General features: G+C 44.0%; 17 protein-coding genes and 1 riboswitch. Of the genes, 2 read left to right on the top strand and 15 right to left on the bottom strand.

Annotation, left to right across the window (positions count from 1 at the left end; genetic code table 11):
* Positions 1–118: 118 nt before the first annotated feature.
* The 6 genes from EDD59_RS11070 to EDD59_RS11045 form a co-directional block, all read right to left on the bottom strand.
* Positions 119–853 carry an ABC transporter ATP-binding protein gene (locus tag EDD59_RS11070; RefSeq protein ID WP_132381832.1) on the bottom strand — a complete coding sequence of 245 codons (735 nt, stop codon included), beginning with the start codon at positions 851–853 and terminating at the stop codon, positions 119–121.
* 25 nt (positions 854–878) lie between these two features.
* Positions 879–1,871, bottom strand: a complete 993-nt coding sequence (locus EDD59_RS11065) for an ABC transporter substrate-binding protein (protein WP_132381818.1) — start codon at positions 1,869–1,871, stop codon at positions 879–881.
* Positions 1,872–1,897: 26 nt separating this feature from the next.
* Positions 1,898–2,683, bottom strand: coding sequence for an ABC transporter permease (locus EDD59_RS11060; RefSeq protein WP_132381816.1), 786 nt, complete (start codon positions 2,681–2,683; stop codon positions 1,898–1,900).
* A 22-nt stretch (positions 2,684–2,705) separates the two neighbouring features.
* Positions 2,706–3,002: a thiamine-binding protein gene (locus EDD59_RS11055; protein WP_132381814.1), complete on the bottom strand. Its 297-nt coding sequence runs from the start codon at positions 3,000–3,002 to the stop codon at positions 2,706–2,708.
* Positions 3,003–3,305: 303 nt separating this feature from the next.
* Positions 3,306–3,416, bottom strand: a riboswitch (TPP riboswitch).
* Positions 3,417–3,474: 58 nt separating this feature from the next.
* On the bottom strand, positions 3,475–3,732 hold the full coding sequence (locus EDD59_RS11050) for a heavy-metal-associated domain-containing protein (protein ID WP_132381812.1): 258 nt from the start codon (positions 3,730–3,732) through the stop codon (positions 3,475–3,477).
* A 337-nt stretch (positions 3,733–4,069) separates the two neighbouring features.
* A complete protein-coding gene (locus EDD59_RS11045; protein ID WP_132381810.1) occupies positions 4,070–5,554 on the bottom strand; it encodes an aldehyde dehydrogenase family protein in 1,485 nt (494 codons plus the stop codon).
* A gap of 306 nt (positions 5,555–5,860) precedes the next feature.
* Between EDD59_RS11045 and pepI the strand changes: the two genes are divergently transcribed.
* Entirely contained in the window at positions 5,861–6,742 is an 882-nt protein-coding gene (gene pepI / locus EDD59_RS11040; protein ID WP_132381808.1) for a proline iminopeptidase, read from the top strand.
* A gap of 73 nt (positions 6,743–6,815) precedes the next feature.
* Here the strand turns inward: pepI and EDD59_RS11035 are convergent, their stop codons facing one another.
* Together EDD59_RS11035 and EDD59_RS11030 are read right to left on the bottom strand one after the other, a co-directional pair.
* Complete coding sequence (locus EDD59_RS11035; protein ID WP_132381806.1) at positions 6,816–7,709, bottom strand: DMT family transporter; 894 nt, start codon at positions 7,707–7,709, stop codon at positions 6,816–6,818.
* 23 nt (positions 7,710–7,732) lie between these two features.
* Positions 7,733–8,617: a LysR family transcriptional regulator gene (locus EDD59_RS11030; protein ID WP_330572062.1), complete on the bottom strand. Its 885-nt coding sequence runs from the start codon at positions 8,615–8,617 to the stop codon at positions 7,733–7,735.
* Between the two features lie 200 nt (positions 8,618–8,817).
* Here EDD59_RS11030 and EDD59_RS11025 point away from each other — a divergent pair, with 200 nt between their 5' ends.
* Complete coding sequence (locus EDD59_RS11025; protein WP_132381802.1) at positions 8,818–9,825, top strand: YeiH family protein; 1,008 nt, start codon at positions 8,818–8,820, stop codon at positions 9,823–9,825.
* On the opposite strand, the gene carB is transcribed toward EDD59_RS11025, so the two are convergent.
* The 7 genes from carB to EDD59_RS10990 all read right to left on the bottom strand — a co-directional run bounded on the left by carB (position 9,797) and on the right by EDD59_RS10990 (position 20,907).
* Complete coding sequence (gene carB / locus EDD59_RS11020) at positions 9,797–13,021, bottom strand: carbamoyl-phosphate synthase large subunit (protein WP_132381800.1); 3,225 nt, start codon at positions 13,019–13,021, stop codon at positions 9,797–9,799. The two genes, EDD59_RS11025 and carB, sit on opposite strands and share 29 nt — an antisense overlap.
* Positions 13,021–14,091, bottom strand: coding sequence for a carbamoyl phosphate synthase small subunit (locus EDD59_RS11015; protein ID WP_132381830.1), 1,071 nt, complete (start codon positions 14,089–14,091; stop codon positions 13,021–13,023). Before EDD59_RS11015 ends, carB begins: the two co-directional genes overlap by 1 nt.
* Positions 14,092–14,207: 116 nt before the next feature.
* Complete coding sequence (locus EDD59_RS11010) at positions 14,208–14,969, bottom strand: ABC transporter ATP-binding protein (RefSeq protein ID WP_132381798.1); 762 nt, start codon at positions 14,967–14,969, stop codon at positions 14,208–14,210.
* Entirely contained in the window at positions 14,957–17,614 is a 2,658-nt protein-coding gene (locus EDD59_RS11005) for a hypothetical protein (RefSeq protein ID WP_132381796.1), read from the bottom strand. Before EDD59_RS11005 ends, EDD59_RS11010 begins: the two co-directional genes overlap by 13 nt.
* Before the next feature lie 114 nt (positions 17,615–17,728).
* A complete protein-coding gene (locus EDD59_RS11000; RefSeq protein ID WP_132381794.1) occupies positions 17,729–18,376 on the bottom strand; it encodes an ABC transporter ATP-binding protein in 648 nt (215 codons plus the stop codon).
* 114 nt (positions 18,377–18,490) lie between these two features.
* Entirely contained in the window at positions 18,491–20,050 is a 1,560-nt protein-coding gene (locus tag EDD59_RS10995; protein WP_132381792.1) for a DUF6034 family protein, read from the bottom strand.
* Positions 20,051–20,118: 68 nt separating this feature from the next.
* Positions 20,119–20,907, bottom strand: a complete 789-nt coding sequence (locus EDD59_RS10990) for a hypothetical protein (protein ID WP_243117407.1) — start codon at positions 20,905–20,907, stop codon at positions 20,119–20,121.
* Between the last annotated feature and the right edge of the window lie 23 nt (positions 20,908–20,930).

Here is a 20,930-nt window from a genome sequence, read left to right as displayed (position 1 = left end):
TCATTCTAAAACAATTATAACAAAAAGTGTCAAAAAAAGGAATGGGAAATCCCCCATTCCGCTTAATACTTTTGTAACTTTATAAGTTTAACCTGTTGGAAGATGCAATGAAGATATCTCATAATTTTCCGAGAATCTGTCTCTTGTATTTCAGAAACTCCTCTGATAATGTAAAATCTTTTCTTCTTGGTTTTTCCTCCCGAATGATAATCTCATCTGTGATCCGCCCCGGCACACCGGTCAGCAGATAAATTCTGTCCGACAGCAAAATTGCCTCGTCAATATCATGGGTGATAAATAGCGTCGACAAATGAATTTTATCCATGACCTCGAGATACCAGCTGTGCATATCACTTTTTGTCAGAGTATCCAGTGCGCTGAACGGTTCGTCCAGCAGAGCTACATCCCGGGAGAACATGTAGGTCCGGAGCAGAGCAACCCTCTGGCGCATCCCGCCGGAGAGCTGATAAGGATATTTCTTCTGGGTGCCCTCCAGGCCAAATTCCCTGAAATATGCGCTTACCTTTTCTCTGGCTGCTTTCTTCTTTTCCCCTTTAATCAGCAGGGGCAGGGCGGCATTATCCTCAATGGTTTTGTAGGGCAGCAGCAGATCCTTTTGCAGCATATAACTGATATGTCCGGGCCGTCCGGTGATGTCTGTCCCATTTAGTATCACGTTTCCTTTATCCGGCAAATGAAGACCGGAGATTACATTGAACAGCGTTGTCTTTCCCCCTCCGCTGGCGCCCAGGAGACAGACCAGTTCATTTTCGTGGAGTTCAACGGAAATATCCTCTATTACAGGCTGTTCCTCATAGGAAAGAGTCACATTCTTTACAATCAGTTCTGTCATTTCACCGCTCCCTTGTGTTTGATTCTTATTCCAGATAGTCATCGGTAAATCCGGTATTCTCAGAAATTTTTGTCTCGGACAGGCCATTTTCACTTACCCAATTATAAAAACCATTCCATCTGTCGGGATCGATATATCCCCACTGTTCTACCTCCGCCTTATACTGTTCATTCAAATATTTCTGGCTTGCTGCTACCAACTCCTTATCCAGCTCAGGAGCAGCCTTGCAAAGGATATCCACTGCTTCCTCCGGGTGATCAATTGTATACTCATAGCCCTTTTTTACAGCGCTTAGGAATGCTTTTGTCGCATCTGGTTTTTTTTCCATCCAATTTGTATTTCCAATGATAACCGGTGTATAGAAATCAAAGGTACTGTTAATATCCTTGAACGCGAAATAATCAGTACCAAAATCTGCTACTTTTGAGGCAATGCCCGTCCAGCCGTAGAAAATCCAGATGGCATCCACTGATTTGCTCTGCAGTGCCGACACCTCATCCGTCACAGTACTGGGAATCAGTTCAACTTTGCTGAAATCCCCGCCGTCCTCTTCCATTACATTTTTGATCATTGCTTTTTCCAGATCCTTATCCCAGGTAGCGTATTTCTTACCCTCCAGCCCCTTAGGTCTCTCCATCCCTTCGCCTTTGCGGGAAATGATTCCCGATGTGTTGTGCTGTACAACCGCTGCTACTGCTTCCACAGGTATGGCATTATCTCCGATTAATGCGGGCATCAGACCATCCTGGGCAGAAATGCCAAATTGAGCCTTTTCTGCGCCCACCAGCATTTCAGCACCATCCTCCGGCGGCTGTACAATTTCCACATCCAAACCGGCAGCTTCAAAGTACCCTTTTTCCTTTGCCACATATATTCCTGTATGATTCGTATTCGGAACCCAGTCCAGCACAAAGGTGATTTTTTGTAAGTCTCCCGATGGCTTTTCCTTTGTAGCGCATCCTGCCATACTTCCGGCCAAAGCAGCTGACAGCAGTACAGCTAATATATTCTTTTTCATTTCGTCCTTCTCCTCTCAAAGTATCTCTACTTTCTCACTTCCCATGGCATGCATTTCTTCTGTATAATATTTACTAATCCCATCATCGCCAGGCTGATGGCCGATATAAGGAAAATTACCGCAAACATTTTATCAAATGAGAATCCCTTTTTTACCCGGGTCATATAAACTCCCAGCCCGTTAAAGCCTCCCAGCCACTCAGAAATTACAGCTCCCACTACTGCATAGGACACTGAGATGCGCAAACTGGCAAAAAACTGGCCCAGAGCCCCCGGAAATTTAACGAGCCTGAAAATCTGCATTTTTGATGCTCCCATTGAGCGCATCAGACTGATCATATCCTTGTCTGCAGACTTGAAACCGTCTAGAAGACTTACTGTGATCGGAAAAAAAGTCGTAATTACAATCAAGATAACCTTTGGCAGCATTTCGTAGCCGAACCAAAGCACCAAAAGAGGGGCTATGGCAACCGTAGGTACAGTCTGCGTAAGCACAATAAGGGGATAAAAGGCCTGATATAATTTTTCAAATCGGTCCATCAACACTGCTATCATAAATCCCACAGCCACGCCCATTCCAAGACCCATGAAAGCTTCCACAAGTGTTACCTTTGCATTGCTAACCAAAAGCGGAAAATCTGAAACAAAGGCCTTTGCCACGTTAACCGGGGTGGGCAGCATAAATTTTGGAATAAGCCCGCTGCTGCCCGCCGCCTGCCATATAATTAATAACAAAAGGACAGCCAGTACGGGCCATGTCTCTGCCGGCCAAATATGACTGGCAGAAGTCCTTCCTGTCGTTTGCTTTCTCATATTTTGTTTTTCCTCATCCTGCCTACTGGTGATGTTTCGTAACTTTTTTATCTATGGTCAGTACATCACCCTCCGGCTTATATGATACTTTGATATACGCCGATACTGACGGAGCCCCTGCGCGGACTGCGATGAGCTGACACTCTTTTACAATATCCATCAGTTCATCATAATCTCCCTCTATGGCAGTCTCACATGGACCCACATAGCAGCTTAAACCCGTGCTCTTGATATAAGCGATTACCTCATCTACAATACGGATTACCTCATCATCGCCTGCCACACCCGGCAGAACCTGGATTGCTACACTTGCATTCATTTTGCTTTCTCCTCCTGGATAATTATATGATGTAGGGGTCAAAAGGTATTTTGCCCCCTGATACCTACGGATTGCTCCGCACTTTGTGCTCCCGCAATCCTAAAAACATTCGAAATCCGCCCTACTCGGGCTTCTTTCTCATGTTTTACGGGTCCCAAAGTCATGCTTTTTCATGCAAGCATGAAACGCATGACCTTTTGACCCTGGTATCATTATATTATTTGAATGAATAAAAATCTGGCCTGACCCTTATTTACATAAAGAAAAGTCCCGTCAGATTACCTGACGAGACTCGCATTCGTAAATTTATGTATCGCACTTTCCTACGCTGGCATTATCCAGATCAGGTTATAAGGTCAAAGACGCATAAGTCTTAATCTCAGCCGGATTGCACCAGCCCCCTTGTTACTTATTCAATTCTTTATTTAGTCTACCCCTTTTGGGTTATAATGTCAAGATTTTATATTTCCTGCTATTTTCGTAAAAAGGAAAAGAATCCTTTTTTCTCATAGGGTGCTTTAGAAACAGACACTACTTCATATCCGGTGTTCCCGATTACTTCCCTTAATTCTGCCTCATCGATATTCTTCTCTGATAGAATCACTGTCTGATTTTTACTGTGGGAGGATGTAACCTTTTTTACCGGAAAGGCTCTCCTCACCGCATCATTTATATGTGTCTCACACATGCCGCACTGCATGCCATCTACCTGCATTTTTATCTCAATCACTTAAAACTTCCTTTCCATATGTTTCTGCCGCTTATTTCTATTTTGCGCCTCAGCTTTTAGGTTAGGCGCTCCTAACGCTTTTTATGGTAGCACATATAGATTCTTTTTGTCAACGTTTCATGAAGAAAGAAAAAGGCAAATTTGTAACAGTTCAGCCATCAGCTCGATTTTGCTGCGCTTCATCTCGCTGTGGCAGAGCGCCATATGAATTTTCGGTAGCATATGCATACGAAAGCAAGCTTTCTCCTGCCTACGCTGTCAAAAATTCGCATGGCTGAACTGTTACGGAAATTTTGAGAATATTCTGAAAACGGTCCTCAAAAGGGTCTGACCCCTTTTAGGTTGTGTACAATCCGGAAGGTTCTTCGCTGAGGTTAATCAGGATGTTCTTCATCTGGGTATAGTGGTCCAGTATAACCTTATGTGTTTCGCGTCCGATGCCGGAGGTTTTGTAGCCTCCAAAAGGAGCTCCCTCGGGGATGGAGTTGTAGGTATTCACCCACATACGTCCTGTCTCGACTGCCCTGGACACCCGGATGGCACGGTTGATATTTCTGGTCCACACAGCCCCACCGAGTCCATAATCGCTGTCGTTTGCCATTGCGATGGCATCTTCCTCATCCTTAAATTTGATGATGCACGCTACAGGTCCGAATATTTCTTCCTGTGCCACTCTCATGTTGTTTGTGACCTCACCGAGAAGCGTCGGCTGCATGAATGCTCCCTTTTCCAGGCCGCCTTCTCTGATTCTTCCTCCGCCGCAGAGTACTTTGGCCCCTTCTTTTTTGCCAATCTCTATGTAACTCAGGATTTTTTCCAGCTGTCTTTCGTTGATCTGGCTTCCCATCTGTACATCCTGCTCCCACGGAACACCTACTTTAACCTGATTAAAGTGCTTTACTGCTTCTTCTACAAACTTATCATAAATGCTCTCCTGGACAAATACCCGGGATCCTGCACAGCATACCTGCCCTTGATTAAAGAGGATACCCAGTTGTAGTCCATCCATAGCCATTTCCCAGTTACAGTCTTCAAAGAAAATGTTGGCTGATTTGCCGCCCAGTTCCAAGGTGGAAGGAATCAGCTTCTCGGCTGCTGCAAGAGCGACACTTTTGCCTACTTCTGTGGACCCTGTAAATGCCAGTTTTCGGAAGCCTTTATGCTGCAGCATATATTCTCCTGACTTGGAGCCTGCCCCTGTAATAACATTGAATACACCTGCAGGAATAACATCTTCGACCAGCCTTGCCAGTTCGAGAATGCTCAAAGGTGTGGAGCTAGAGCTCTTAAATACGGTGCAGCAGCCGCTCGCCAGAACAGGCGCCAGTTTCCATGCACCCATGAGGAATGGAAAATTCCAGGGAACAATCTGGCCCACAACACCGACTGGTTCTCTCAAAATTAGGCTCAAAGTATTATCATCCAGCATTTTAGCGCTGCCTTCCTCTGCCATAATACAACCCGCAAAATAGCGGAAATGCTGGGCTGCCAGCGGAATATCAATTGCAGAAGTCTCCCGGACAGGTTTCCCGTTGTCCATAGACTCTATCATTGCCAGTCTTTCTTTATTTTCATCAATGATATCTGCAATCTTAGTTAAAATGGCCGCCCTTTCATTGACCGATACATGTTTCCATGATTCAAATGCCTTCCAGGCCGCCTGAACCGCTTCGTCTACATCCTCTTTTGTCGCCTCTGCACATTCAGCCAATACCCTGCCGTTGGCCGGACAGATGGTCTTAAAGGTCTTTCCATCGGAAGCATCCTTCCATTTTCCCCCAATAAACAACTGATATCTTTCTTGAAGTCCTAAATCCTGCATAACAACTTCTCCTTTCTTTGCCGGCGCACTAAAATGTTCCCGCCTCAGTAAATCGTTTATCTTAAAGCGACAACTTCTGTACGCCGAACTTATTCATAGACTTTAGCATCACCTTACAATTGATGTTATACTTTATATTATACTTTGGTATTTTAATCTGTCAATTTAAATAAATTTTTAACAAATTTAGGGAATTATACTGATATTTTCTTAACACTTTATCCTGGCTTGAATTGAAAGAAGTCAGGAAATCTGTTATACTTTAATAATAATAAAAAGCCATATAAAGGCAAGGAGGTACATAGTATGAATGTCATTGAAGGTTATATGCCATATCGTGGATACAAGACTTATTACCGCATCGTTGGGGAATGCAAAGATAATAAAAAGCCGCTGGTTTTGCTTCATGGGGGGCCCGGTTCCACACACAACTATTTTGAGGTGTTGGACAGGCTTGCAGATGAAGGGCGCGCAATTATCTTTTACGATCAACTTGGCTGCGGCAACTCTTATGTGGAGAGACACCCGGAGCTCTGGTGCTCCGATACATGGGACAACGAGCTAATTGAATTGAGAAAGCATCTCAAGCTGGATGAGGTTCATCTGCTGGGACAGTCCTGGGGAGGCATGCTGGCTATTGAATATCTCTGTGATTACAAACCCGAGGGGGTAAAGTCTGTAATCCTTTCCAGTACTCTTCCTGCCGCAGAGCTTTGGGCTCACGAGCAGCACCGCTTGATTAAACTAATGTCCAAGGAAGACCAAGAGGCCATTGCAAAAGCTGAAAAATCCGGCAACTTTGACGATCCGGATTATCTGGCTGCAAACGATAGATTTATGCTCCTTCACTGTACCGGTGAAGTGACCGAGGATTCTCCGGAATGCCTGCGCCGTCCAAAAAAATCAGGCTCCGAAGCTTATGTAGCGGGATGGGGCCCAAATGAATACAACCCAACCGGAAGCCTGGGCGGATGGGATTACCGCGATAAAATCGGCGACATCAAAGAACCTGCCCTGATTATCAGCGGAACGAATGATCTGTGCACACCGCTTGTTGCAAAGACAATGTATGATGCTATTCCAAATTCCAGATGGGAATTGTTTGACGGATGCAGACATATGTGCTTTGTAGAAGAGAATGATAAGTACTGCAAGCTTGTCAATGAATGGATGGAAAAATACGATTAAGGATTAAAGAAAAAGGCAGGTGAAGCGCTCACCTGCCTTTTTTCTCTGATAAAATACTTCTTTAAACTATTCCTTAAGAATCACCTATCCGTTCATTTGCAGTCTTTTCGCCGTGAACCCTGTGATTATATATAAACATAAGAACCGCCATCGAGCAGATCACTAGATAGCCCGCCCAGCTCAGAGCATCGGGAATCTGTCCAAAGACCATAAAGCCTAAGAGGGCTGAAAAAATAATCTGTGAGTAGTCGTACACAGAAATCTCTCTGGCCGGGGCTTGAAAGTATGCAGCAGTAATGGAAAACTGTCCTCCGGCTGCACTTAAGCCTGCCAGAAGCAGATATACAAGCTGCATCCCACTCATAGGATGATAGTCAAACACCATAAATCCCAGAGATACAAGGCAGGAGAAAGAAGAGAAAACGAATACAACAAAAGGAGCCCTTTCTCCCTTTTCCCCCAGTACCCTCACAAATGTGTAGGCGATTCCTGCCCCCAAGCCTCCCAGCAGTCCAATCAATGCCGCAGGAGATTGAAAAATTGCTGTGGTTGGTTTGATAATCAAAAGACTTCCCAGGAAAGCCGTCACTACAATCACGGCCTGGACAGGCTTTATTTTTTCTTTCAGTAAAATATAACTAAAGACAATTGCAAAAAAAGGCGACATCTTATTCAGCATAGAAGCATCCGCTAAAACCAGTCTGTCAATTGCATAATAATTACAAAAAATTCCCAAGGTTCCGGCTATTGAACGGAGCACCAGATATTTAATATTTCCTTTTTTCCCGGAAAACCAAACTCCCTCTTTTTTCAAAATAATCAGTGCAAATACAAGGGCCACCAGATTTCTAAAAAAGCTTTTTTGCACAAAGGGCAAATCTCCCGACAAACGTACAAACATATTCATCAGGGCAAAACAAAATGCTGATATTACAATATATACAATTCCCAAATATTTTTTCTTCATGGCTCTCTCTTTCTTCTATAATGTCATAGCTGTTCAGAAGAACTGACACCTGTAAATTGGCGGAACAAACCTCTGTAAAACTCTGCATAAATACTTTCACGGGGCCAGATAAAGGTAAAATCGTGGTAAATCTGGCAGTTCTCCAGTTTTATCAGCTTCAACTCCCCATTTTCCAATTCTTTCCTGACTGCAATTTTATACAAAAATGTAATTCCCAGTCCCGCCTTTGCCAGTTCTTTAAGTGTGTGGAGATTTCCAATTTCCGCTATTTTTTCAAAATCCTCCAACCCATAATTCTGGGAATCCAAAAAACGCTCCAGCACTTCCCTTGTCCCGGAGCCTGGTTCTCTTAAAAGCAGACGCTCAACAAACATATCCTCCAACCGCCTTGGTTTCTTTTGAAAGCAATAGGAAGGGCAGCACACTGCCACAAACTTTTCTGTAGAATAATGAAGAAAATCGTATTCGGTCTTCTTAAAAAAGCCTTCGACTATGGCAAAATCTATATTTCCTGCATCCAGCCTTTTCAAAAGCTCCTGTGTATTTGCCACTTCCATGTGAAGCTGCACTTCTGGATAAGTCGAAAGATAAGCTTTAAGCACTTCCGGCATCACCACTTCTCCCACCGTCATTGTAGCCCCAAACCGGACATCCTGCTTTCCCGCAGGCAGATGCGTCAGCCTGCTTTTCAGGGACTGTTCATCGTGCATCATAGTCAGTGCAGCGCTGTGCAGCAGCTCTCCCTGCTCTGTCAGTCTCAATTTCTTTCCTTCATAGTCAAACAGCCGGACCTTATAATAACTTTCCAGGTACCGCACATGCTGGGACACCGCCGGCTGTGTAATATTCAGTTCCTCCGCTGCCCTTGTAAAGTTCATACATTCGCAGACCTTTAAAAAAGTTTTCATTCGGAAATCCAGCATAATTTATTCCTCACAACAATAACTCTGGAAAGCCCTTCCTTCAAAAAGATTTTCCTTTATTGGTAATCCCCAAGAACAACTATAACATATATTTATTTTAAAATAAATATATATAATTTCATTTTATGCTCAAAATATGCTATCATACTTTTCGGTAAGTAAATCGGAAAGAGAGGATTTTAAATATGAACTTTATAAAACAAAAGGGTTCCGGTATTTTATTTTGCCTTGTCATCGCACTGCCTTCATGGTTTCTCGGGCAGTCAGTTCCTGTAGTGGGCGGCCCTGTATTCGCAATATTGATCGGGATGATTCTGACCCTGATTATCCACAAAAAGGATTTCCTGCAGCCGGGTATTACCTTCACCTCTAAAAAAATTCTGCAGACGGCCGTTGTATTTCTGGGCTTTGGCATGAACCTGGCAGAAATTCTTGCAAAGGGCAGGCAGTCTCTTCCCATTATTATTGTAACTATCAGCACCTCTTTGATTATTTCCTTTATTTTGTATAAGGCACTGAAGCTTCATCCCAACAGTGCGGTACTGGTTGGAGTCGGTTCTTCCATCTGCGGCGGGTCCGCAATCGCGGCCACAGCTCCCGTCATTAAAGCAACAGATGAAGAGGTTGCCCAATCTATATCGGTCATTTTTCTTTTTAACGTAATCGCCGCGCTAATTTTTCCCGCACTGGGCGGCCTGCTCCACCTGAGCAATGAAGGGTTTGGTCTTTTCGCAGGGACAGCCGTCAATGATACTTCATCCGTAACAGCTGCCGCAGCCGCCTGGGACGGGATCCACGGCAGCAACACACTGGAAGCGGCCGCAACTGTAAAAATGACACGTACCCTGGCTATTATTCCAATAACGTTGATACTGGCCGCCTATAAAGGAAGAGAAGAAAAGGAGACCGAAGGGTCCACCTTCAGTCTCAAAAAAACATTTCCATATTTTGTCCTTTTCTTTGTGTTTGCATCCGTTGTCACCACTGTGTTCCAGCTCCCGGCTGAAGCGATTGCTCCTTTAAAAGATTTAAGCAAATTTCTGATTATAATGGCAATGGCGGCAATCGGACTTAACACTAACATTGTAAAGCTGGTAAAAACAGGTGCAAAACCCATATTCACAGGCTTTTGCTGCTGGATCGGCATAGCATTTGTAAGCCTCCTTATGCAGCACCTCCTGGGAATCTGGTAATATCTGCAATATCCACCAGTGTCAGCTTCTGTATATCTGTATTTTCTAGACTGGTGATCAGTGCCCGGGCCGTATCTATGGCCGTCAGCACATTCACTCCCGTCTCAATGGCATTTCTCCTGATAACAAACCCGTCCTTCGAATGTTCCGCTCCCTGGGCGGGTGTATCAATTACCAGATCTATCTCATGCCCCAAAATCAAGTCCAGAAGGTTGGGGGATTCCTGCTCTATCTTGCGGACCGGAATCGCTTTCACTCCGCCTGACTGCAGAGCTTTAGCCGTACTCCTTGTAGCAAAAATACGATAGCCTATTTTCCCAAATCTGCGTCCCAGTTCCACCGCCTCCGGCTTATCCTCGTCACGGACAGTCATAATCATGTTTTTGTATTTCGGCAGACGGATTCCGGCTCCCAGAAAAGCCTTGTACAAAGCTTCATCAAATGTTTTTGCAACCCCTAAGCATTCTCCCGTCGATTTCATTTCAGGCCCTAAGCTGATGTCTGCACCCCGAATTTTTTCAAAGGAAAACACAGGCATTTTGACTGCAACGTACTCTACTTCCTTCTGAAGTCCCGGCGTATATCCCAGTTCTCTGATTTTACTTCCGGTGATAACTTTTGTTGCCAGGGGCACAATAGGAATTCCTGTCACTTTGCTGATATAGGGCACAGTACGGCTGGAGCGGGGATTTACTTCAATCACATACACGTCATCCTCCCCACAAACAATGAACTGGATGTTAATCAGCCCTATGACATGGAGAGATTTTGCCAGCCTTCTCGTATACTCCGCAATCTTTTCCTTTGCCTCCTTTGTCAGGCTTTGGGCCGGGTAAACTGAAATACTGTCACCGGAATGAATTCCTGCACGCTCAATATGCTCCATAATTCCCGGGATGAGGATATCTTCACCGTCACACACGGCATCAACCTCAATTTCTTTTCCCTCCAGATATTTGTCTACCAGAATCGGGTGGTCCTGGGCTATCCTATTGATAATGCCGATAAATTCATCAATATCGTGATCACTGATGGCAATCTGCATTCCTTGTCCGCCTAAGACGTAGGAGGGACGCACCAACACAGGATATCCCAGCCTATTGGCCACGCCTTTCGCTTCTTCTGCAGTAAATACAGTTCCTCCTGTGGGGCGCGGTATCTCACATTCTTCCAAAATCTCATCAAACAGCTCTCTGTCCTCTGCCTTGTCCACATTCTCCGCAGATGTACCCAGAATAGGCACGCCCATCTTCATCAGGCTTTCAGTCAGCTTAATGGCAGTCTGCCCGCCAAACTGTACCACAGCCCCGTCAGGCTTTTCCAAGTCCACGATACTCTCCACATCCTCTGATGTCAAAGGTTCAAAATAGAGCTTATCAGCAATATCAAAATCCGTGCTTACAGTTTCCGGGTTATTGTTTACAATGATTGTCTCATAGCCTTCCTTAGAAAATGCCCAGGTACAGTGTACGGAGCAGAAATCAAACTCAATTCCCTGCCCGATACGGATAGGACCGGAGCCAAGCACTAGAACCTTCTTGCGCCCATTTGTCTCTTTCACTTCATTTTCTCTACCGTATACAGAATAGTAATAGGGTGTTGCGGCGGCAAACTCTGCAGCACAGGTATCCACCATCTTGTAGGCTGCCACAATGTTGTTCTCATGGCGCATGTCATGGATTTCTCTTTCTGTCTTTCCTGTGAGTTTTGCGATTACATTGTCCGGGAATTCTAGTTTCTTTGCTTCCCGCAGTAGTTTGGGAGTAAGCTCTTTTGTCTTCAGGACCTGCTCCATTTCTACAATAATGGCAAGCTTGTCGATGAACCAGTTATCTATCTTTGTAATATCGTGTATCGTCTTATAACTTATACATCTCCGGACTGCCTCCGCAATCCGCCAGATACGCATATCATCCACAATCTCCAGCTCTTCCATCAATTCTTCTTCAGAAAGCCCGGTGAAATCATAGGACATAAGGCTGTCCACATGCTGCTCCAATGAACGGATTGCCTTCATCAGTGCCCCTTCAAAATTGTCGCAGATGCTCATCACCTCACCGGTGGCTTTCATCTGAGTTGTCAGCGTTCTCTTGGCGCTGATAAACTTGTCAAAGGGGAGCCTTGGAATCTTTACCACACAGTAATCCAGCATGGGCTCGAAGCTTGCATAGGTCTTACCCGTAATGGCATTTTTAATCTCATCCAAGGTGTAGCCCAGGGCAATCTTTGCCGCCACTTTTGCGATTGGATACCCAGTTGCTTTGGAGGCCAGCGCGGAAGAACGGCTGACACGGGGATTGACCTCAATCACGCAGTACTCAAAACTCTCCTGATTCAGAGCATACTGCACATTACAGCCCCCGGTGATCTTCAGTTCGCTAATGATATTCAGTGCAGAGGTACGCAGCATTTGGTATTCCTTATCACCTAGTGTCTGTGACGGAGCCACAACAATGCTGTCCCCGGTGTGGACACCCACAGGATCAATATTTTCCATGTTGCAGACGGTGATACAGTTACCCCTGCCGTCACGCATCACCTCATATTCGATTTCCTTCCAGCCGGCAATACAGCGCTCCACCAGAACCTGTCCCACACGGGAAAGCCGCAGGCCGTTCTCCAGAATTTCTATGAGCTGCTCCGGATTTGACGCAATACCCCCGCCGCTTCCTCCAAGAGTATATGCCGGGCGAAGTACAACAGGATATCCGATTTCAGCCGCAAATGCGAGCCCGTCCTCTACATTTTCCACCACAAGAGAGGGGGCAACGGGTTCACCGATTTTTTCCATAGTGGCCTTAAATTCCAGACGATCCTCCGCTTTCTTAATTGTCTCTGATGTGGTTCCTATAAGACGGATATTGTTATTCTCAAAAAAACCTTCCTCATCCAGTTCCATTGCCAGGTTCAATCCAGCCTGCCCTCCCAGAGTCGGGAGTACGCTGTCCGGTCTTTCCTTTTTTATCAGCTGTTCCACCACCTCCACGGTGAGAGGCTCAATATACACTTTATCTGCAATATCCTTGTCCGTCATAATTGTAGCCGGGTTAGAGTTGAGCAGCACTACCTCAATTCCCTCTTCCTTCAAGGAGCGGCAGGCCTGGGTACCCGCATAATCAAACTCTGCTGCCTGTCCGATGACAATCGGACCGGAACCAAGGACTAGAACCTTTCTAATACTGTTATCTTTTGGCATTATTCTGCTCCCTCCATCATATCCATAAATCTGTCAAACAGGTAACCTGAATCCTGGGGGCCGGGACATGCCTCCGGGTGAAATTGAACGGTGAATATATTTTTCCCTTTATACTCCAGACCTTCATTCGTCTTGTCATTTACATTTACAAACGCCGGAACAGCAATATTGGAATCCATGCTTTTATCATCCACCACATAGCCGTGATTCTGGGAAGATATGTACACTCTGCCAGTTTTTAAGTCCTTTACCGGATGGTTGCCGCCTCTGTGCCCGTACTTCAGTTTATAGGTGGACGCGCCTAAAGCCAAAGCCATCAGCTGATGCCCCAGACAAATTGCAAAAACAGGAATATTCGTTTGATATAGTTTTTTGATTTCTTCGATAATAGAAATGCAGTCTGCCGGGTCTCCCGGACCGTTTGAAAGCATGATACCATCGGGATGAGCTGAAATGATTTCTTCTGCAGTTGTGTGGGCGGAGTAAACAGTCACCTCACAGCCCCGTTTGTTTAAAGAATTGGCAATATTATTTTTGGCACCTAAATCCAGAAGTGCAACCTTTTTTCCGCTGCCCGGCAGTACATATTTCTCACTGCAGGTTGCCTTTGAAACCACATCCCCCACCTGGTAAGTTTTCAGTTTCGGGAGGATTTCTTCCAGATTATAGTTCTCATTGGCAGTAATCATCCCGTTCATTGTGCCCTTTTCCCGCAAAACCTGGGTGAGCGCCCGGGTGTCCACATCCGCAATTCCCGGAATATCCTGCTCTTTTAAGAACTCCTGAAGGGTCTTTTCACAGCGGAAATTACTGGGCATACGGGATAATTCCCGCACTATGTAGCCATCCGGCCAGGCCTTCTTCGATTCCATGTCCGGTGTAACCCCATAATTTCCAATCAGCGGATAGGTCATAACCACAGCCTGCCCCGCATAAGAAGGGTCAGTTAATACCTCCAAATATCCAGTCATAGAGGTGTTAAATACAATTTCACTTATCATGTCCTTATCTGAACCAATGTGCTTGCCCTCAAACACAGTTCCATCTTCCAGTATCAGAAACGCTTTCATATGTGCACCCATCCCTTCCTGTACCATACGGTACAGTATCCTTGCCTAAATTGTCAAAATTATACTACATATGGGCGCAGATTTCAACAAGTTTTTTATCTGCCTAATGCAAATGGTTACAGCCTTTCCATTTTCTCTAGTGTCAGATGATAAAATGCCTCATCTGTTCCAGTCTTTCTGAGTGTCTCCAGTATTACCCCGTCCTTCAACAGTATAATCTTCCCGCAATGACTTGCCATCTTTGGGTCATGGGTTACCATGACGACTGTCTTCCCATATTCCCTGTTAATTTGCATCAGCGCATCAATGACAATCTTTCCAGACTTGGTATCCAGATTTCCTGTCGGCTCATCTGCCAGTATCACATCGGGATTGTTGATAAGTGCACGGCAGATTGCCACTCTTTGTTTTTCTCCTCCCGACAGCTCATAAGGGTCTTTTTCAAGTAATGAATCAATCTGAAACTGCTCTGCCAGTTCTCTGGTTTTTTCAGACATTATCTCTGATTTTTCTTTATCCAATATCATCGGCAGCATAATATTTTCTTTCACAGAGAGACTGTCCATCAGATAGAAATCCTGAAACACAAATCCAATCTGCTTTCTTCTGAGGTCCGCAAGTTCATCCGGATGAAGTCCGTCTGTACCTTTTTCCATAAATTTCAAAGCGCCGTCCGTCTGCCTATCAATCAGCCCTAATACCTTCAGCAGGGTTGTCTTCCCACAGCCTGATTTTCCCATCACCCCGAGAAACTCACCTTTCTCCACCTGGAAACTTAACCCTTTAAGCACCTTAATATCATCTTTACTGCCAGCCGCAGATTGTTTTGGATAATTTCTGATTAAATCCTTGACTTCCAGTACCTTCATTTTTCCCATTCTGCCTGCCTCCATATCCATTTTTTTATCTGGAAATACCAAAATATCCATATTCCCAGATAAATTAAATAAAAAATCATACCTGCGTGTATAAACATACTCACTTCTCCGCCATTATAGAGTCTTGCCTTCGCTGTGAGCGCTGCAAATATTGCTCCCCCACAGGTTCCAATCAGCAGAGGCAGTGCTGCAAAGGGTTTCATTTGCCCTGCCAGCGCCCGCTTTCTTTCTTTTTCCCTCATGCCAAGCTTTTTCAACAAAATGTTCTGCCAGCCCATTTCCTTTATTTCAGACTCCAGCTTCACATAATATTGGAAAAATCCCATAACCGTCAGCAAAATCACAATAAACAAATATACCAGCTTTCTAAAGAATATCTCCGCTCCGGTATCCACCATCATCTGCTGTTTCCCGTAGAATTGACGGATAGAGTCGTCCCACACTCTGTCATACTCATATTTCTTTTCTAGATACTGCATGCTTTTAAACATCCCGGCATATTCTTTTTCCGGCACAGAAAAGCAAATCAGCTGAATCGGTCCTTCCGTCATATTAGAGGTGTGGCTTGTCGTATAAGTTTTCCATTCCACCCGGGAGGCGTTCTCTCTCTCATTCCACTGCTTTTCATTATAAGAAGTAATTTTACGATACTCCTTCTCAAAGAAAGCGTCACTAAAGACAATCAGATTGTCCTCCATCCCCTGATGAAATGTGCCGGTCAATGTATCCCGCTCCTCACTTTTTACCTTCCAGACCGGAAAAACATTATCTATATCCTGCGGATTATAAAAAGTAAGGGGCTGCCCAATTCTCAATCTCTTTTCAATCCTGGCCGTATCCCAGTCAATGGTATGAGCCTTCACCGACAGATCCTGCTGATACACTACATGCATCTTGGAGCCGGATAAATTCAGATCCTTTGGCACTTCTCCCACAGCCTCTTTCAGACTCCTGTAGGTTGATTCAGAAATAGCTATATGCTGCCCCTGAGGCCATTGGATTGGCCGTTCTGTTCCCCACGGCTCCAGTTTGTCGCTCCCGTACACAGAGGTCATACGAAACATAGGATACACTTCTTCCTTTGCGTTATGCTCCTTTGCTATGTCTGCGAGTTTTTCTGTATCCGCATCATAAGATGTACAGACAATATCGTAAGGGTACAGATCTGCTGTATTCTGCTTCATGAAAGCTCCTGTCATCTGCACAGAAAACACAGCCAGTATAAAAAAATGTATCACAGATAGATAGAACAGATTCCAAAGACTCTTCCAGTACCTGTAATAAAAGGGACGGCTGGAAATTAATTTGTTATAGTACCGGTTCTTTTCTTTTTCTAGTCTGTTTAGATAAAGTGTTGTACCTCCGGCTAAAAAAAATAGAATTCCTATTACACTGAAAATATGGATATACATACTTTCCGCCCAGCTCCTTGAAGAATACCACAATATTCCTATAGCAGCAAATACAATCCCGATACCAATCAGCAGCGAAGCATACTTCCTGCTGCGCTTTTCTCTTTGGGCCTCTGCATTCATATTCATAGAACGGGCAAGATTCAATATATTTTCCTGATTCAAGCCTAGTGCCAGAATCAAGGCGGTCAGATATCCTGCTATGCCAAGCCCGATTGTTTTGAAGCTGATTGATGAGCCAAGTACAATTTTCACCCCATTATGTGCAAGACTACTCTGCCAGATTCCCTTAATAAAGTAAGATATGCCCCATCCGAGTACCATTCCGACTGCGCCCGACAATAAAGCATTTATCTCGAATACTATGGCAAACATCAGATAAACTGTGCTGCTGCGCATCCCCAGGATTGTGAACAGGCGCATCGACTTTTTCTGTTCTCTGATATAACAGGAAATAATCATCGTCAACATCAGAATCAGAAGTATAAATACCAAGACTCCTGCCTGCCGGAAAACTTGAACAAGACCAGTTCCGAGCAGCATATCCTCCTTTCCATGAATCCCTGTAAACAGACTGTACATTGTCAGCATAATATAGACACATGCCGATGAAAGAATGCCTCCTGCCAATAAAACTCTCTTTCCGTTTTTTCCGTAAATGTCATTTTTCCGGACGATTCTAAAAAACTCTTCCGGGTACCTTCCCGGGAAGTAACGCACCTTTTTTTGTTCTTCCTTCTCTGCCCTCTCCCGCGCCTTCTGCTCCTTATAGGCCGCATTGATTTCGTCCCGCTCCTCCAACCAGCGGGCACCCATATAATCAACAACAGTCAATAGGATATTGATTAGCAGGTAGGGTTGAAACGAGAGATACATGGGCGAAACATATCCCAGCAATCCCACCATTGGCAGAAATGCGAAGACCTGTGGATTTTTCTTCTTCATAAGCCAGAGAGAGCGGATCAAATAAAGAGTACTAATAATAAAAGCTGGAATTAATAAATACAAACGTATGCTTTCTTCTCCGCTTTTGAACATAGAACCGCCTTCTTGGAGGTTAAAAATAATATCCCAGATAGAGTAACCCCCATCATATACTGTATACTTTTCAAAAAATATACTAAAAAAAATTAAAAATCCAACGGCAATCTTAAAACGCCGTGCCTTTTGTTCTGACTTCATTTTTCCCTCATTCCCGGCAACAGAACGCTCCTTTCCGATAGGAATTATCATCTTATTCACCTGCAAACTAACGACTATTTTAGGTTGACTTCTATAAGATAATTATACTTGAAATTTCTAATTTGTATAGTTAATTTTGTTGTTTTTAGCTTATACCTCTCGCTCTTACCTGATCTGCCTCAGTACCCCCAGCTCCATCTCACACACTGTATCGCACAGTGATTCAATATCCACCGCATTATGGCTTACCAAAAGAATAGTTTTCCCCTTTTCTTTCAACTCCAGTATCAGTTCATAAATTTTCTTCACTCCGTTTTTGTCCAGTCCGTTGAACGGTTCATCCAGAATTAAGATTTCAGGATCCTCCATGATAGCCTGGGCAATTCCTAAACGCTCCCGCATCCCCAGCGAATATTTTCCCACTTTCTTCTTTGATTCCGGGTCAAGCCCCACCCGCCTTATAGCCGTGCGGATCTCTTCATTTCCTATTTCCCCCCGCATGGATGCCAGCAGCTTTAAGTTTTTGTACCCTGACAATTCCGGCAGAAACCCCGGGGTTTCGATAATCAGCCCCAGAGACCGGGGAAAATCAATCTCCTGTCCGACCTGCATGCCCTTCACATAGATTTCCCCCTCACTCGGTTGCATAAAACCACAAATGCATTTCAACAGTACCGTCTTTCCTGAACCATTCATCCCCACGATGCCGTGCACCTGTCCGGCTGCAAAATCATAGCAGATATCTTTCAGTACGGTTTCCTCCCCAAACTTCTTTGTCACGTGCTTTATCCGTATTATATCTTTCTTTTCCATCTCATCACTCCCTGTGCTGCATCTAATACAGTCCTATTTGGATCAATATAGCTTCCATCTATTGCATTTAAAAGGATTATTTCAGAAAAACGTTCTGTAGTGACAATGCCCTGCTTACCTTGTCATTCTTACCACATCGTAGGCATTTGCATCTATATAACTTCCATCCAAGGCGTTGATAAGGAACTCATCGGTTGGCTTCTCAGTCTCAAATACCTGTCCATTTTGACTTTCTACATATTTGCTGTTTGCAACAAATACCCATACAGGTACCAGCCAGGCATTTTCAAGCGTCTCCTGTGCCGGTATATAGGCATATCTAAAACGCACATCGGAAATGACAAATGGGACTTTTAAGCTGCTGCTTTTTACATCCTGGTCAGTAGTTGTTTTTACGATAGTATACTTCAAATGCTGAAATGCTCTTGTCTTTATTTCATCAAAGGATAAAAGTTTTGTATTTTCAGCAACTGTCTTTACTTTTTCTGACATGTTATACCAGTCCACCTGTTTAATTCCTGTCTCTGTTACCAGCACTTCAATACATTCCTGGCCAAAGGGAGGAGAATACGTCTGTTCCGGGGTATCATAGGTAATGCCGTTTGCCCAATAGGCCGGGATACCCTCTATACCTCTATAGTAGTACAACCTATACCCGGCCTCGCCCGTGCTCCAGTCAACTTCCCACATATCCTTGTTTTCGGGAGACCACACAGTTGGCTCAAAATCTTCTAAAACCATTTTAGGAGCATTTATTTGTCTGAACATTAATTTAGCTTTTTCCCCAGCTTCTTCTTTTGAGAACCTGGAAGACTTCTTTATATTCTCCACAACCGCTTTCACTGATTCTGCTTTTTTCATCCATTCCGAATCCTGCATTTTCATTTGGTCAGCGGCTTCTCGAATAGAATCCATGTAATCTCCGTTATAGTCATCAAATTCTGTTCCCTTTTGAAAGAAAAAATTACTGGTGCTTCCTGCTTTATCATTTTTTTGGACAGCCAATATCTTAGCACCCTGGTTCTCGCCATTTTCTATGATCCCGGCAAAACGATTTTTTTCTGTTCTAATTGTCCTGTCATCTTTTCCCCTTCTAATGTACTCTTCCTGCGACTGAACAACCTTAATAAACTTTGGACTTAAATATATTTTTTCACTTTCTGTCTCTTTCGCTTTGGCAATAAGATCATCTACTCTCTGCAAATAAAGCGTTTTTTCTTGAGCCTCTCCGGGCCTGAGAAATATCGGATTTCCATATTTACCTTCTTTGTTTTCAATCTTTCGCTTCAATTCCGTCAGGTCTGCTGTGGTCATTTCAGGCTCTTGGTATATCTTTTCACCCTCTGAAAAATAATCTGCCAATTGAACAAGTTCCTCATTGCTTATTTTCTTCTCCTTCATTTCCCACACAGGTGTATTTTTAATATGAGGAAGCTCTATTTTTACATCAGTTTCTATAGTAACCATATCCGTATTTTCGCCATATTTTTCTTTCCATTCCTCAGGTGCCCCAAGCTTCTGAAGCTTGACATTATCTGACCCTTTTTCAATAAATCTCTCTGCAAGCCCCTCCTTTTTATTTATTACTGCGTCATTCTCGGGTGTCTTTTGACACGCCGACAGTCCAAGACTTATGATCACCGCAGCACTGACCCCAAAATTGGTTTTCTGCATGTTTCGCCCCCTCTAATTACCGCTGTAGCCGCCATCCAGTGCATTTAATTTTTTCATTTTAGTTTGGTTCATACACCTGCCTGTATAAAAGAGAACTCGTATTTTCTCACTCTTTTACAAATCAGAAAATATAACAAACCTATAATCACAACAAAAAGCACTATGCTTATCGTAATGCTAGGTAAATAATCAGTGCCAAAATTATGCATATAGTATGTCGCCTGATTTAGCGGCGACAGCCATCCCGCGGCAACATTTGCTCTATATTCAAGAGCTCCGGATAAATGAAATATCTTTTTAAATATTCCTGGACTTAGAAATAGTCCATACATATTTACAACAATCACACTAACTACGCCCCAGTATTTATTACGGTATAAGTTAAACAAAAACATGATTGCCGATATAAAAAACGCATATAAGAGCATAAGAACAAAAATCATGAGCACGCAGGCATATGGCGAGCTCATTTCCAGTGCTTTCACCGATGTAGGCAGGGCTATTTTCCTTCCAACACCCGAATACCCCAATAATGCGCTGGTTTTGGACCATTTATTCCCTATATATGAAATATGAGCACTTAACACGCAGGTTATGACAAGGAGATATGAAATATATATAGCCGACGAAATAAAAACATATAACAATTGGCCCAGAACCCATTCAATCCGGCTTGAGCGGACGAGCTGATAAGGGGTTGCCGGCGTAACAAACGGAATATCACCTAACAACAGCATCAGTAGAAGTGACGACAACATGATAGAGCTTGAATCGCCAAACGTCCAGATAAACACTTCAAACAGCTGCGTATATGTTCCGTACTTGTCCGCAAAATCTATTGCCCTGTTTGACAACATCAGGCAAAGTATTGCAGCAAGAA

Origin of the sequence: Muricomes intestini (assembly GCF_004346165.1) — a bacterium.
Classification (GTDB): domain Bacteria; phylum Bacillota; class Clostridia; order Lachnospirales; family Lachnospiraceae; genus Muricomes; species Muricomes intestini.
This window is presented reverse-complemented; position numbering and strand designations above follow the sequence as displayed.

Bases quoted from the DNA above. Each gene is read 5' to 3' on its own strand.
- EDD59_RS11070 (WP_132381832.1), bottom strand. From the start codon at position 853: ATGACAGAACTGATTGTAAAGAATGTGACTCTTTCCTATGAGGAACAG.
- EDD59_RS11065 (WP_132381818.1), bottom strand. From the start codon at position 1,871: ATGAAAAAGAATATATTAGCTGTACTGCTGTCAGCTGCTTTGGCCGGA.
- EDD59_RS11060 (WP_132381816.1), bottom strand. From the start codon at position 2,683: ATGAGAAAGCAAACGACAGGAAGGACTTCTGCCAGTCATATTTGGCCG.
- EDD59_RS11055 (WP_132381814.1), bottom strand. From the start codon at position 3,002: ATGAATGCAAGTGTAGCAATCCAGGTTCTGCCGGGTGTGGCAGGCGAT.
- EDD59_RS11045 (WP_132381810.1), bottom strand. From the start codon at position 5,554: ATGCAGGATTTAGGACTTCAAGAAAGATATCAGTTGTTTATTGGGGGA.
- pepI (WP_132381808.1), top strand. From the start codon at position 5,861: ATGAATGTCATTGAAGGTTATATGCCATATCGTGGATACAAGACTTAT.
- EDD59_RS11035 (WP_132381806.1), bottom strand. From the start codon at position 7,709: ATGAAGAAAAAATATTTGGGAATTGTATATATTGTAATATCAGCATTT.
- EDD59_RS11030 (WP_330572062.1), bottom strand. From the start codon at position 8,617: ATGAAAACTTTTTTAAAGGTCTGCGAATGTATGAACTTTACAAGGGCA.
- EDD59_RS11025 (WP_132381802.1), top strand. From the start codon at position 8,818: ATGAACTTTATAAAACAAAAGGGTTCCGGTATTTTATTTTGCCTTGTC.
- carB (WP_132381800.1), bottom strand. From the start codon at position 13,021: ATGCCAAAAGATAACAGTATTAGAAAGGTTCTAGTCCTTGGTTCCGGT.
- EDD59_RS11015 (WP_132381830.1), bottom strand. From the start codon at position 14,091: ATGAAAGCGTTTCTGATACTGGAAGATGGAACTGTGTTTGAGGGCAAG.
- EDD59_RS11010 (WP_132381798.1), bottom strand. From the start codon at position 14,969: ATGGGAAAAATGAAGGTACTGGAAGTCAAGGATTTAATCAGAAATTAT.
- EDD59_RS11005 (WP_132381796.1), bottom strand. From the start codon at position 17,614: ATGATAATTCCTATCGGAAAGGAGCGTTCTGTTGCCGGGAATGAGGGA.
- EDD59_RS11000 (WP_132381794.1), bottom strand. From the start codon at position 18,376: ATGGAAAAGAAAGATATAATACGGATAAAGCACGTGACAAAGAAGTTT.
- EDD59_RS10995 (WP_132381792.1), bottom strand. From the start codon at position 20,050: ATGCAGAAAACCAATTTTGGGGTCAGTGCTGCGGTGATCATAAGTCTT.
- EDD59_RS10990 (WP_243117407.1), bottom strand. From the start codon at position 20,907: ATGTTGTCAAACAGGGCAATAGATTTTGCGGACAAGTACGGAACATAT.